The organism is Citrobacter sp. wls619 (assembly GCF_005281345.1).
Classification (GTDB): Bacteria; Pseudomonadota; Gammaproteobacteria; order Enterobacterales; family Enterobacteriaceae; genus Citrobacter.
This window is the reverse complement of the sequence record NZ_SZXJ01000078.1, coordinates 162,991-174,419: the sequence shown is the minus strand read 5'-3', so window position 1 is coordinate 174,419 and position 11,429 is coordinate 162,991. Positions and strand designations below refer to the sequence as shown.

20 protein-coding genes are annotated in these 11,429 nt (G+C 49.5%); all 20 read left to right on the top strand.

The window, feature by feature from the left end; all coding sequences use genetic code 11:
- Positions 1 to 82 precede the first annotated feature (82 nt).
- The 20 genes from FDX19_RS15565 (at position 83) to FDX19_RS15475 (ending at position 11,428) form a co-directional block, all read left to right on the top strand.
- Entirely contained in the window at positions 83 to 1,069 is a 987-nt protein-coding gene (locus FDX19_RS15565; protein WP_137383408.1) for a DUF5309 family protein, read from the top strand.
- Entirely contained in the window at positions 1,066 to 1,317 is a 252-nt protein-coding gene (locus tag FDX19_RS15560; protein WP_137383407.1) for a hypothetical protein, read from the top strand. Before FDX19_RS15565 ends, FDX19_RS15560 begins: the two co-directional genes overlap by 4 nt.
- A gap of 394 nt (positions 1,318 to 1,711) precedes the next feature.
- Entirely contained in the window at positions 1,712 to 2,320 is a 609-nt protein-coding gene (locus tag FDX19_RS15555) for a hypothetical protein (RefSeq protein WP_137383406.1), read from the top strand.
- Positions 2,307 to 2,546, top strand: a complete 240-nt coding sequence (locus tag FDX19_RS15550) for a hypothetical protein (protein ID WP_137383405.1) — start codon at positions 2,307 to 2,309, stop codon at positions 2,544 to 2,546. The genes FDX19_RS15555 and FDX19_RS15550 overlap by 14 nt, the downstream gene beginning before the upstream one ends.
- Positions 2,546 to 3,376, top strand: coding sequence for a hypothetical protein (locus tag FDX19_RS15545; RefSeq protein WP_137383404.1), 831 nt, complete (start codon positions 2,546 to 2,548; stop codon positions 3,374 to 3,376). The genes FDX19_RS15550 and FDX19_RS15545 overlap by 1 nt, the downstream gene beginning before the upstream one ends.
- Positions 3,373 to 5,115: a hypothetical protein gene (locus FDX19_RS15540; protein WP_137383403.1), complete on the top strand. Its 1,743-nt coding sequence runs from the start codon at positions 3,373 to 3,375 to the stop codon at positions 5,113 to 5,115. The genes FDX19_RS15545 and FDX19_RS15540 overlap by 4 nt, the downstream gene beginning before the upstream one ends.
- Positions 5,115 to 6,077 carry a hypothetical protein gene (locus FDX19_RS15535; protein ID WP_137383402.1) on the top strand — a complete coding sequence of 321 codons (963 nt, stop codon included), beginning with the start codon at positions 5,115 to 5,117 and terminating at the stop codon, positions 6,075 to 6,077. The genes FDX19_RS15540 and FDX19_RS15535 overlap by 1 nt, the downstream gene beginning before the upstream one ends.
- A 476-nt stretch (positions 6,078 to 6,553) precedes the next feature.
- A complete protein-coding gene (locus FDX19_RS15530; RefSeq protein WP_137383401.1) occupies positions 6,554 to 6,883 on the top strand; it encodes a hypothetical protein in 330 nt (109 codons plus the stop codon).
- A gap of 153 nt (positions 6,884 to 7,036) precedes the next feature.
- Complete coding sequence (locus tag FDX19_RS15525) at positions 7,037 to 7,627, top strand: recombinase family protein (RefSeq protein WP_137383400.1); 591 nt, start codon at positions 7,037 to 7,039, stop codon at positions 7,625 to 7,627.
- 83 nt (positions 7,628 to 7,710) lie between these two features.
- Positions 7,711 to 7,887, top strand: a complete 177-nt coding sequence (locus FDX19_RS15520) for a helix-turn-helix domain-containing protein (RefSeq protein WP_137383399.1) — start codon at positions 7,711 to 7,713, stop codon at positions 7,885 to 7,887.
- A 77-nt stretch (positions 7,888 to 7,964) separates the two neighbouring features.
- Positions 7,965 to 8,189: a hypothetical protein gene (locus FDX19_RS15515; RefSeq protein WP_137383398.1), complete on the top strand. Its 225-nt coding sequence runs from the start codon at positions 7,965 to 7,967 to the stop codon at positions 8,187 to 8,189.
- Complete coding sequence (locus FDX19_RS15510; protein WP_137383397.1) at positions 8,186 to 8,482, top strand: Ref family recombination enhancement nuclease; 297 nt, start codon at positions 8,186 to 8,188, stop codon at positions 8,480 to 8,482. Before FDX19_RS15515 ends, FDX19_RS15510 begins: the two co-directional genes overlap by 4 nt.
- A 100-nt stretch (positions 8,483 to 8,582) precedes the next feature.
- Positions 8,583 to 8,810 carry a hypothetical protein gene (locus FDX19_RS25135; RefSeq protein WP_170974387.1) on the top strand — a complete coding sequence of 76 codons (228 nt, stop codon included), beginning with the start codon at positions 8,583 to 8,585 and terminating at the stop codon, positions 8,808 to 8,810.
- Positions 8,764 to 9,168 (top strand): hypothetical protein, encoded by a 405-nt coding sequence (locus tag FDX19_RS15505; protein WP_137383396.1) that lies wholly within the window; start codon positions 8,764 to 8,766, stop codon positions 9,166 to 9,168. Before FDX19_RS25135 ends, FDX19_RS15505 begins: the two co-directional genes overlap by 47 nt.
- A 135-nt stretch (positions 9,169 to 9,303) precedes the next feature.
- Positions 9,304 to 9,516: a hypothetical protein gene (locus FDX19_RS15500; RefSeq protein WP_137383395.1), complete on the top strand. Its 213-nt coding sequence runs from the start codon at positions 9,304 to 9,306 to the stop codon at positions 9,514 to 9,516.
- A 198-nt stretch (positions 9,517 to 9,714) separates the two neighbouring features.
- Positions 9,715 to 10,014 (top strand): hypothetical protein, encoded by a 300-nt coding sequence (locus FDX19_RS15495; RefSeq protein WP_137383394.1) that lies wholly within the window; start codon positions 9,715 to 9,717, stop codon positions 10,012 to 10,014.
- Between the two features lie 29 nt (positions 10,015 to 10,043).
- Complete coding sequence (locus tag FDX19_RS15490; RefSeq protein ID WP_137383393.1) at positions 10,044 to 10,319, top strand: hypothetical protein; 276 nt, start codon at positions 10,044 to 10,046, stop codon at positions 10,317 to 10,319.
- A 48-nt stretch (positions 10,320 to 10,367) separates the two neighbouring features.
- Positions 10,368 to 10,625: a hypothetical protein gene (locus tag FDX19_RS15485; protein WP_137383392.1), complete on the top strand. Its 258-nt coding sequence runs from the start codon at positions 10,368 to 10,370 to the stop codon at positions 10,623 to 10,625.
- Positions 10,618 to 11,094 (top strand): hypothetical protein, encoded by a 477-nt coding sequence (locus tag FDX19_RS15480; protein ID WP_137383391.1) that lies wholly within the window; start codon positions 10,618 to 10,620, stop codon positions 11,092 to 11,094. The genes FDX19_RS15485 and FDX19_RS15480 overlap by 8 nt, the downstream gene beginning before the upstream one ends.
- The gene (locus FDX19_RS15475; protein WP_137383390.1) at positions 11,084 to 11,428 is read left to right on the top strand and encodes a hypothetical protein; all 345 of its coding nucleotides are present in this window, start codon (positions 11,084 to 11,086) and stop codon (positions 11,426 to 11,428) included. Before FDX19_RS15480 ends, FDX19_RS15475 begins: the two co-directional genes overlap by 11 nt.
- Position 11,429 lies beyond the last annotated feature (1 nt).

Genomic DNA, 11,429 nt, shown 5'->3' with positions numbered 1-11,429 from the left:
AATCGCGACGATTTAATGCAAAAAATCATTTCAACGATCCTCAGGATATGGGCAAGAAGCCCAACAAAGGAGGCCTATATGAATGGCAGCCTTAACACTCTGGTCTTATGACCACGTCGGCGTAGAAAGCGAAGTAGCCAACGACATCGCCATGCTAGACCCTGAACAGACTATGTTCTGGTCCACCATCGGCAAAAAGAAAGTAGATAACCAGCACCACCAATGGCAGATTGATAGCCTGAAAGCGCCCGGTGCAAACGCCTATCCCGAAAACGTTCAATGGGCTGATGTGCCAAAGTCCTACGGCAAAACCACCATGCTGGAAAACTACACCCAAAAGCTCATTCTGGGTTTAGCGGTAACCAGTGAAGCTCAACGCCAGGCATACTATGCAGGCAAAGGGCAGCTTGATCGACAATCCCAAAAACGCGCCACCGAACTGAAAGCCGATTTTGAATGGGCAATGTTCAACAATGGCCCCGCAAAGGCTCCGGCTAATGACTCTGACGGCAACCCAACCGCAGCAACTGCGGCGGGTATAAAATACCTGATTTCCAGCACCGACGGCGGCACCACCATTTCTGGCGATCCACTTAAAAATGTCGAAACTTATATCGTTTCTGCCTCTGCAACCCCCACCGAAGATGACATTAAAGACGCTCTAAAGCGCCTGAAAACCGTTGGCGCGAAGCCAAAGATTCTCATGGCATCTATGGATATGTCGGACACCATTTCCGGCATGCAGGAGAAGACCGGAGAGAACGGTAACCGCGTCCGCGTATTCGAAGATTCCACAAAAGTGAGCTGGGAAGTCAGCACCCTGACGGATGCCTTTGGGCAAACAGTAATGGTGATGTTCAATCCAATAATGAATAACGGCACCGTCCTTATCTACAACCCGGAAGATTGGCAAGAGGCTGTATTTGGTGAGCCTCGCGTCAAAGACCTGCCTGAGCTTGGCGACGCCGATGAAGTGGCGTTCCTGCTGGAATCTGGCTGGGAACACGCTAACCCATGGCGCTCCGCATGGATCGAGGGAAAGCCAACAGACCCGGTGGAGGTTGAATGAAAGGAGGAATCACAATTATTGAATTAGCGGCTATTTGCTACGCAGGTGTAGCCGCACTGCGTGAAGCAACAGGGGGGGGTGAGCAACTCGATTTTGTGGATCTGGAACCCGACGCGCAAGGGGTAGTTATCGACTACATCACCCAGGCGCTGACCGGGAGGCCAATCCCGCAAACCACAGAGGGCAATGTTGTGAGAAAAATCATGAACGTTGTCCGCGATGAAAAGAAAACCCTCAAATACGCATAAGCAGGAGGCTGGCAAATGCCAGCCTTTTTTACAGGTGAATTATGAAAAGTAAATGGCCCGATCTCCCATCAATGAAGGTGCCGTTGTTCGGTAATGGGTGGGTATATCTTTGTCGGGGTTTTGATGATTGGCGCGAGGCGCATCAGGCGGCGGGACTGGAGGTTTGCGAGGATCATAAATATTCCTCGGGGCTAAGTAGGTATATCTACTATCGCGGAAAGCGTCGTTTTTTGGTGTGCGTAAACAGCGGAAAGCAGTCAACGCTAGTGCATGAGTTGGCGCATACAGCATTTGAAATATGCTCAATGGTTGGCGTGCCTGTTAGAGAGGGCGAGGGAAATGAGACCTATTGCTACTTACTAGGGGCTATGTTCGACGGATTTGAGGGTGAATTATGAGCACTACATACAACGACCTGGTGTCAAATATCAAATCATGGTCAGGACGCACCGATAGTCAGACCATCAACGCCATTCCGCAATTTATCGCCGCTGCTCAAACCAAGCTGGATAGCGAGCTAAAAATCGGCGCAATGAGCAAAACAGTAACCTACAACACCGACTCAGTTAGTATTGATATGTCTGAGTTCATGACGGTTGATAGCGTCACTATCTCTGAGTTGGTGGGGACTGCAACCAGTTATGCAGACGTTACGGCTTTGCGCGTAGCGCTGGCGAACCGCCCGGAGCTGGCGGGGTACGATTTCCACTACGCCACCAACGGCAATAATATTGAACTGGTAAAACCCGCGTCAGTAACGATAACCGGTTATCAAAAGCCCCCGCGCATTTCTCAAGGTGTCCAGACTAACGCCTACACCGACGCAGCAGAAAACGCCCTGCTTTGGTATGGCCTGGCATACTGCGCAATGTTTTCACGCGATAGCGACTCAGCTAACTCATGGTCTGCAATGGCTGATAAAGAGGTACAGGAACTAAACGCCGTTAGCGACCAATTCAAGAAAACCGGAACAGCAAAGGTGAAACGCCGTGGCTACTTCTAACGACAAAACTCACTCCCTGTTGAAGTTTATGGGGTTCACTGGCGTTGCCGCCATTTTTGGCGTCGCGTTCTCATTTGGTCACGCGCAACAGGTTATCGACGACACAAGCGCCATGGCAAAGACGGATCAGGCGCAGATTGAGTCACTAAGCGCTGATATCAGAGTGCAGCAGCAGGAAATCGTAGACGTTGATCGCCGCGTAAACCGACTGGAGGATAAGAAATAATGCCCATTGAGAATGCCACGTATATTAGCCAGCTCAACCCGGATTGGCCTGTAGGAAAGTCGGATTTTGTCAGCGGCGGTGACGATCACATCAGGGGGATAAAGAGCGCCGTTCAGAACACAATTCCGAACGCAACCGCACCAATAACCGGGACACCGGACCAAATCAACAACATCACCCTAAACACCCCATGGATTGATAACAGCGCCACGGCTGGTGCACTGAGTAATTTCAACCTAACCGACCCAACAAAAGACGATGGGACGTTAGCGGCACTGGCGGCAGGGACACCAACAACGACACAGGCCAACAGCAACACCGACCTATTAATGACGTTCAAGCTGTTTCAGCAACTGCAATACCCGGTAGGCGCACCGTTCATCAGCTTTACCGACACCCGTAACCCGGTTGATATTTTAGGGTTTGGTACATGGTCGGCGGTAACGGGCTTACTTGCTGGGGTTGGAACTGCGAAATCTTCGGCGGATGGGGGGTCTGTCAGTTTTGGTGTGGGGATTAATGGTCGCGCCATCGTGACACGGGCAAACATATCTGCGGAAACCATCACCCCGACTGGCACCGTATCGCTGGACACTCAGGGTGAACACGTGCACGACCTTCCCGCTTACGGCGAAGGGAAGGAGGCGAAAAAATATCTTGAATCATCGGTGATGGGCAATACCGGGTTCGGGGGAGATCAGCCCTCCGCGTCGGCTGGTGGGCATGTGCACAACGCAACATTCTCTGGAAACGCCGTTTCGTTGGGTACTGCCGCAGAGGGGTTTGCTCCGCTTCATTACGGTGCTTATATTTGGGTGCGTACAGCATGACAAAACCAAATATTCAGCAACTCGGCTCCGTTGGGCTAATGCTCGACGGTGACCCGACAATGCTCCCTGATGCGGCGTTTACGGACGCCGTCAACATCCGGTTCAATGGACGTGAAATAACGCAGTATCTCGGGAATCAGCTCTGCGAGTATTACACTACTGATAGTTCGGGAGTCTACCAACCGCAGCCACTGTGGTTGATTGACGTAGTCATGTTTGATTTCTACTCGGCCGGAGCAAAAGTTCTGTTTGGGCTGGGCGTTGACGGTGACGACGTCTGCGTGTGGCAGCAGTCGATGATTACTGCGGAATTCGCAAAGCTCGCCGTAACGTCTGACGACAACTACGCCACAGGTTTTTCGATTGACGATATCTGGATTAGCTACAAGTGCCAGATTAACAACTGTCAGATTTTTGGCGTCACTGGTTCCGCGCCAATAGCCAAGCAGTACGACTGGGACGGCTTCGACGCGCTAACCGGATGGGGTGAGCAAACTGTCGTGGACAGTACCGGGACACCGGATATTCAGGACAGGCGCTGGACGTGTAAAAAAATAGTATCGTTCGATAACCGGTTGCTACTGCTCTCAACGGTTGAAGAATCGCAGGGCGGGCAGGACGTGCCGTACCCAACGCGAGTGAGGTGGTCTGGATTCGCTCAGGAAAACAGCCTACCAATAAACTGGGACGATACAGCAGCAAACAGGACTCCGGAGGACTTTGCGTCAGCAGTAATTGACGGGTACGCAGGCTGGCAGGATCTGAGCAGCAATTACGAGGTAACGGACGCAGCGGAGAACGGCGGCACCCTGTATGTGTACACCGAGCGCGAGACATACTCACTAACGCCCAGCGGCAACGACCAGTCACCCTTTATCACTAAGTTGGTATACAGCGATTTAGGGTGCCTGGATATTGGCTGTTGCGTGAACGCACACGGTTACAACTACGTGTTTACCGGGTCGGACGTGGTGAAGCACGACTCCGTGTCCTGGGTGTCTGTGGCTGACGGGGCGGTAAAAGAATATCTGGCTGACTACGTATCAACGCACGAGCGGGGGATGATTCGCCTACTCAATTACCCGGAACTGTCAGAGATTTGGGTGATGATGTACGGCGCAGACCAGGCCGAGGGCGATTACGCCAAAACAACCTCGCTCACCTATAACTACGTCAAAAAAACGTGGTCACGAAAAACACTCCCCTATATCAACGACGCATGTTTCTGCCCAATAGCACCAGTTAGCTCCCCAACTGTGTGGGATGACGATGACACTATATGGGATGACGCAAACGTGACATGGGACAGCGGTGACGTGAAAACGGCACAGGGAACCATGATTGGGGCATCTGCTGCTGGTGGCGTGTATTACCTGAACTACGGGTCAACGGAGGTGAGAAACATTATTTCGGGGGGCGTGGGAATCATGACCCAGCAAGACTTGCAGTGCTACGCAGAGCGTAGAGGGCTTGAGTTTAACACTGGCTATCGCTCAATGATTACCGAGGCATACCTAAACGGAAAAGGCGCGAACGATATCACTGTTGAGCTGGGCCGCAGTGATAACCCGGATTCTGGTTACACGTGGGATACACAGACAGCCAATCTATCAGGACAGCGCCGAACTACCTGGAGAGTTGAGGGTGAGACTCACGCCTATCGTTTGGAAATTGCTGGCAGCGGCTCTATTCCGGTGGGTGTTAGTTTCACAATCAAGAGCACGGGGAGGGCATTCTAATGAACCCGCAGCAAGCTAAGGCGCTGGCAAAGGCCAATGCAGCGACCAGGAGCAAGACACGAGTACGCACTACGTCCAGTAGCTCCACGCAAAACTCACAGCTAACCAGCTCCCCGCCAACTGTCTACCGACTGGAAAAATTAAACGTTCCAGCCGATATGACGGAAATGATTAAGGTTCTTCACTCAGAGCTACAGAAGATTGAGCAGAGCCAATCAGTAGTGCTGAGCATATGGGAGCGAGTGAAAGACCAGTACGCCAACCAGGACGGGGTAACGTTCGATAAGACTGTGAATTTTGCTGGCGGTCTGGAGATTGACGGCCACGACGTGGACTGGTCAGCGCTTTGGGAACGAACGGATTTTACGGCGCAGGACGACGCGTTTACCTATACCGGGACGACGTGGGGAAATACGTACTTTGGTTACACAGACCAATCAACGTCAGGGTATCGCGTATCATGGGCGACCAACCAGCAAACGCAGATTGCGCACGAGGCTGGTACGATAGAGGCGCATGCCGCTGGGGCAATAAGCCTTAACGCCGGAACACAGATTACATGTAACTCCACTGTTCATGGTCAGGCGGCGCAGGCGTTCCAGCAATGGGGGGGGACTTACAATCTTAATGGTGGTGGTTCGGCAATCGCGGCATTTCCGCTATATCTGAACGAAGACACGCGGGATAATCTATATCAGGTCAGAGGGGCAACTAGCGCCTATCACTACAGTCAATGGAACATGGCGTGGGATGGAACCGGGGCGACAACGTTCGAAATTCGCTCTGATGGACACGCCTATATGAATGGTGGCCTGCTGGCGAAAACAAGCACGATGGAGAGTTACATAGGAATGACCGTCGCACTCACCCGGCAGGAACTCAAAGCAGAGATTTACACCGAACTGCTGGCGCTTAACTCAGGGCTGGTGGTTCCAGTTGTCGAAAACCCACAGCAGGAGTAACCCTGCACTAGCACTCACAGCCACAAAACACCAAACGAACCCGCGCATGATGTGCGGGTTTTTTATTGGCTGGGGAAATCTTATGAAATTCAGAAAGGTGATTGTGTGTTTGGGGTTGCTAGTGGCTGGAGGGGCTTTCGCAAAAGATTTGCCATTAAATGGTAAGGATCACATTAACCACGACTATACATGTATTGGGGTTAGTACCGGGAGGGATGCCGCGCTAACGGTGCAAGAAATACCGGGCGGAGCAAGCACTACGATGGTTGCAGAAAATAGTCCTAAGCCCATAGTGGTTAGCATGATGTCAATGGACGATCAGACGAGAGCGTCAAGGCAGTATAAGTTGGCGTTCAGCAATGGAGCGGAAGAGGTGTTACTTCTATCAAGTATAACGGGAATCGCTACTGTAACGATGCTGAATGCGGTGGGATTGGAGGTGTTTACCTCTCTTGTGTGCCATGAGGGGAAGTGAGTTGAAAAAACTGTTTGTTATATTGACTGTCATTGCTGCTGGTATTGTGTGGTTTGGTAAAAATAACGCTCGCGAGTTCTTAAGGTGGGATGAAGAGCGGGCTATGGTAGAGGGCAGCGCTCAGGCGGCGGAGTGGAAGTTTCAACAGGAGGAAGGTTACTATAGTGGATGTGTAAATATGGGGTGGGATTCCGTGGCACAGACGAACGTAGAGTGTTACACGGACAAGATGGATTTAGATGATGCCCGTAGAGACAGGGATGCTGCAAAAAAACGACTTGAAGAGTTACCGCCAAAGCCAAAGTTGTACTTCAATGGTTACTTTCTTTAATCCCCCTCGGGGGATTTTTTGTTTTTGTGGGGTACAAAAAAGCATTCTATTTTATAGGTAACAAAAAGCCCCGCTAAAAGGTACAAAAAAATGTAGGACATAAGCTTAATTGTAGGGTATATCACAAGCACTTATTTTGAATGTGGGTGCTGTATGATTTTTGTCTATGGTCGAGTTTCAACTAAAGAGCAAAAAATAGACCGACAAGAGGATGCGTTTGACGGCATCCAGTTTGATGAGTCTTTTTATGATGAGGGAGCCAGCGGGAAGAATTTGGATCGACCGCAATTTCAGCGCATGGTTGGGAAATTGCGGAGAGGTGACGTTGTCGTTGTGAAGTCGATAGACCGCCTGTCGCGTTCAACGATGGACTTTGCAAACCTGTGGAACGACTGGAAGCAGATGGGTGTAAGTCTGAAAGTTCTGGATTTGGGGATCGAGCTTACCCCCGGCAATGAAAATGGCATGAGTGAGTTCATTATTAACATCATGGTTGCCGCAGCTCAGCTTGAGCGCGGGATGATTCGCCAACGCCAGGTAGAAGGAATGAAAGCGGCCTACGCCAGAGGAAAGGGTAAGCGCGGAGAAGCTAAGCACGTCACCGAGGCCCGCGACAAGCTAAAGCAAATGAAAGATGCTGGGTTTACCGACGATGCTGTTATGAAGATGCTGGGCGTGTCGCAGGGGACATACTACAAGATTAAGAAAGAAGTTATGAATGAACAAAAAATGCTGACTAAGTGATTTAGCGGAAAAAGCGTTAAATAAGGCTTGATGGCTTAACGGAAAAAGCGTTAAATAAACACATCGGAACAATAGAGGGTTTGATGAAGCTCATTGATTACATTGAAAAATACTACAGCGGAAACAAGTCTGCATTTGCAAAGGCATGTGGAACGACACCGCAAAGGGTGAATGATTGGTTGGTGGCTGAATACATCGTTGACGATGGGAAGCTGTACAGCTATCGACGGGATTTGCCCGTAATCGAACTCAAAAAATAACAGCGTAGTCGGAGCTTTTCCAATAGCCCACTTCGCGTGGGCTTTTTATTGCCCAAAATCAGCCAAAGGAGCAGTAAATGGAAAAGTTAATCCAGCAGTTAAACCAATCAACAAGCCGTATCCACGCAGCGTTAGCAGGTGAATACGTTCGCCGCTTCTCTCACGTATCAGACGAGCAGCTCCAGCGCTTTGAACATGTAGTAAGCCAGTTAATGAAAAAACACCCTGATAGCGTTTACGGTGAGCTGTGGCTTAACGCGGAAGGAGAGTTAGTGGCGCGTAGCTTTGAGGTGATGCAATGAGCAAGCACCAGACGAAAGCGGAAAAGGCTCATGTGGGAAAAGTGGCAGAGCTGGGTTGTGTGGCCTGTTTCATACAGGCTGGTGTATGGGGAACCCCGGGTGAGATACATCACATCCGCGAAGGTCAGGGGGCGGCGCAGCGTTCGGGCTGGTTTGAGGTTATTTGTTTGTGTACGAACCATCACAGAAATAGCGGGGATGGGAAGTTAGCTATTCACGCAGGAAAAGAGTCATTTACAAGAGCGTATGGCAAAGAACAAGAATTACTAATTCTTACATTAGAAAATATATGAAAAGTATGTTTTCGCATTAGTTGCTACGTAAGGGAGTGGATCGCGAGATCTAATACCTAGTCTCCCACCTCTATAAACTGAGGATGCGGAGTGACGATAAATGCAGGAAGGTAGTTTTCAAAAAATAATTAAGTCAATGAAAGTAAGTGAGCTTACTGAGCTTTTAGCTTGGTGTTCGCATGCGCGTGGAATTACCGAGGGGAATAAGGTTTTTATTAAAAAAATAAATTCAGAAAACTCCCTGACAATTAATTTAATTAAAAATGAACTAAGGGCTAGAAATGAAAGAATTGTTGAAAAAAGCAAAGAAATGGTTTTCCGCGTGTAATGAATTAGCGGCGGCGAATTCTTATATCGCGTATTTACAGGGCGAGGTAAAGGCATATCGCGATATTGCCGATGTTGTTGTTCGTGAAGCAGCTAAGAAGGATGTAGAGATGTTGTCTATGTCGCATGAGCTGAGCGCGGCGCATGACAAGGTGGCGAGTGCGAAGGAGCGCTACTTCGTCAAGGTATGCAAACATATTTATTCCAATGGAAAGATGATTTCGGAAATGCGCTTTCGTGGAATGGTTGGCGCAATGATTGGCGAAGGGACGCACAATGCCCATTGTTTGGGGGTGAGTGCTAATTATGGGGTTAAAATCTCAGAGCAAAAAAAGGATAGTAAATCAAAGGGAAAATAGACAAACATTCTGTATTAGGAGCGATACAAGGAAAAGACAGTCGGATGAAGTGCGGAATGTCTTTATAAAGGCGGCACGCGAGCGTTCTAAATTAATTAATTCAGGCAATTACAGCAAAGAAGCAGAGGATATTTTATGCGAAAAATACCGCTTATTTTAATTGTTCTAATTTCTGGTTGTAGTGTGGCTAAAAGCGAGTCGGGCAAGAACGAAGCTGTTTCTCTTGGGGAAGGGTGCGCAGTCAACGTCCAGGCCGACTCTTATCAGGTGGCATGCACCAACACTGACCCGGAAAAGGTAGTGAATGCATTAAAAACAATCAATACAAAAATTAAGGGCAATGAATGAAAACCGTAGCTGGAATGTTGAAAAGCTCCATGGTGGCGCGAGTGATTGACGTGTCAATAAAAACTGGTACCAGCCACGCTCTAACCGATTCTTGGGCTAGTTGGTTTGATGCCCAGCCGTGCGATCACAGTAAGAGCAAGGGAAATGAGCCGTGCAATAAATGCGTGAATAGCGGCGAGTGCGAAGGGGCTAAATGAAATGGGCACAAGAGAATTAATTCTGGATCACCTGAGAGCGCATGGTGAGTCAACGATTCACCAAATCATCAAGTCGAACCCGAAAGCAGATTACAACAAGGTGGCGACAATGATGGCAAAACTCAGGGGGTACGCGCTGGTAGAGAACGTCACGGTTGGGCGAGGTGGTAAGCCGTCAACCTACAAACTCGGGCGTCTCGCACTCAATCAAGGTGGCTCCATCTTCGACCAATGCCGCCAGAACTGGAGCGGCTACGCGATTCATAAGATTTTTGGCAGTGCATCACGCGCCCCAGCTTAACGGAGCGCCCCATAAGGGGCGATAACAGAATGAATACAGAAGAACTCATAGAGCGTATCGACGGCGACCCGTACGAAGCGCATAGGCTGTTAGATGAGAAGTGCCCGAATATTGAGCGCAGATTTAAGCGGCTGACAAAGGCACTGGCGGCGCTTTTGGACGAGGTTAAACAGGAGTACCCGGACGCGAATTATTACACGGCGTCAGGCGGGTTTAACCTGCTCCTGGGTGAAATTGAGGGCGGTAGTTCAATGATTGCGTTATCTGCTAGCAGCTATTTATCTGTAGGCGACGGGGATTTTTAATTGACCAATAACAAACTAACAGACAATGAACTGGAAGTAGTTATGTGCATGACAAGTAACTCTATAGATACAGCGGATAGTGAATTTAAAGCGGCGTATTTTCGTAGCGTGTTCATGCTTCTGTGTGAGCTACAGGAACGCCGCAAGGCTGATAGCGAAAATTTACTGAAAGAGCGCCAGCGCGTGATTGATGGGTTATGCACTATTGGTGAAACAGCGTGGGAAATTGAGGAGTGCATGAAGAAGTGGGACGCCGAGCACCTGCCGAAAACCTCCATGACTAACCAGGAGAAGGGTAATGAATAACAAACTAACAGACGAGCGACTGTCAAAAATCCTCTCTGAAATCCAGGCAACAATAACCGAGCACAATTCTCGTTGTGTTCGTGGTTCAGTAGAAGTTGATGCGCGGTTGTTTGAAGTGATGCTGTTAGAACTACAGCTGCGGCGCAAAGCTGATAGCGCTGAGCCGATATTATACGTAATGCAGGGTGACGGGGTAGATTTTGGTGAGTATGCGTCAACCCGCAAAGCGGTTATAGATGATTGGGTTGGTGAGTGGAACGAGAACAAAGAGCCAGACGTAACACTGTATAAAACCGTACCACTATACGCCGCCCCACAACCAGCACCAGATAGCCAAGCGCAAGCCACGCTAAAGAGGCTGGCTGTGATTCTTCACGGCTCAGAGGTTGATTTAAACCTGCTAACGGTAACGGCCCAATCGCTGATGGATAGATGCAAGCTTGTCGGGGTAAATCCTGATGGTTTTTAAATCAATTCGTGAATATGGGAAGGTTAGGGTATCAACAAATAGAAGTGGTCTTATTGGGCCCGTGTTGGTGCTTAAGGCGTATGGCCTGGCCTATCTGTCAAAAGATGTTTTAGAGGGCGGGAATTATTCATCAGCACGTGTAGAGGTGGATGAGGAATTGAAAGTTATAAGGGTAAGGCTTGGGGAGGGGCTTGAGTGCGGGCTCAGTTCGAAGGGGGGTGCAACATTCTCTTTTCCAAAATATCTATACTCGGTAGTAATGGGGATCTCTGGCGGGGAGCGGAGAATCCGGCTTGAAATGTCAGAAGATGGGTGGTGGCGCGGGTGCTGGTGAG

What these genes read in the sequence shown, in the direction of transcription:
- FDX19_RS15565 (WP_137383408.1), top strand. Translation starts at nt 83, where the DNA reads ATGGCAGCCTTAACACTCTGGTCTTATGACCACGTCGGCGTAGAAAGC.
- FDX19_RS15560 (WP_137383407.1), top strand. Translation starts at nt 1,066, where the DNA reads ATGAAAGGAGGAATCACAATTATTGAATTAGCGGCTATTTGCTACGCA.
- FDX19_RS15555 (WP_137383406.1), top strand. Translation starts at nt 1,712, where the DNA reads ATGAGCACTACATACAACGACCTGGTGTCAAATATCAAATCATGGTCA.
- FDX19_RS15545 (WP_137383404.1), top strand. Translation starts at nt 2,546, where the DNA reads ATGCCCATTGAGAATGCCACGTATATTAGCCAGCTCAACCCGGATTGG.
- FDX19_RS15540 (WP_137383403.1), top strand. Translation starts at nt 3,373, where the DNA reads ATGACAAAACCAAATATTCAGCAACTCGGCTCCGTTGGGCTAATGCTC.
- FDX19_RS15535 (WP_137383402.1), top strand. Translation starts at nt 5,115, where the DNA reads ATGAACCCGCAGCAAGCTAAGGCGCTGGCAAAGGCCAATGCAGCGACC.
- FDX19_RS15525 (WP_137383400.1), top strand. Translation starts at nt 7,037, where the DNA reads ATGATTTTTGTCTATGGTCGAGTTTCAACTAAAGAGCAAAAAATAGAC.
- FDX19_RS15520 (WP_137383399.1), top strand. Translation starts at nt 7,711, where the DNA reads ATGAAGCTCATTGATTACATTGAAAAATACTACAGCGGAAACAAGTCT.
- FDX19_RS15515 (WP_137383398.1), top strand. Translation starts at nt 7,965, where the DNA reads ATGGAAAAGTTAATCCAGCAGTTAAACCAATCAACAAGCCGTATCCAC.
- FDX19_RS15510 (WP_137383397.1), top strand. Translation starts at nt 8,186, where the DNA reads ATGAGCAAGCACCAGACGAAAGCGGAAAAGGCTCATGTGGGAAAAGTG.
- FDX19_RS25135 (WP_170974387.1), top strand. Translation starts at nt 8,583, where the DNA reads ATGCAGGAAGGTAGTTTTCAAAAAATAATTAAGTCAATGAAAGTAAGT.
- FDX19_RS15505 (WP_137383396.1), top strand. Translation starts at nt 8,764, where the DNA reads ATGAAAGAATTGTTGAAAAAAGCAAAGAAATGGTTTTCCGCGTGTAAT.
- FDX19_RS15500 (WP_137383395.1), top strand. Translation starts at nt 9,304, where the DNA reads ATGCGAAAAATACCGCTTATTTTAATTGTTCTAATTTCTGGTTGTAGT.
- FDX19_RS15495 (WP_137383394.1), top strand. Translation starts at nt 9,715, where the DNA reads ATGGGCACAAGAGAATTAATTCTGGATCACCTGAGAGCGCATGGTGAG.
- FDX19_RS15490 (WP_137383393.1), top strand. Translation starts at nt 10,044, where the DNA reads ATGAATACAGAAGAACTCATAGAGCGTATCGACGGCGACCCGTACGAA.
- FDX19_RS15485 (WP_137383392.1), top strand. Translation starts at nt 10,368, where the DNA reads ATGACAAGTAACTCTATAGATACAGCGGATAGTGAATTTAAAGCGGCG.
- FDX19_RS15480 (WP_137383391.1), top strand. Translation starts at nt 10,618, where the DNA reads ATGAATAACAAACTAACAGACGAGCGACTGTCAAAAATCCTCTCTGAA.
- FDX19_RS15475 (WP_137383390.1), top strand. Translation starts at nt 11,084, where the DNA reads ATGGTTTTTAAATCAATTCGTGAATATGGGAAGGTTAGGGTATCAACA.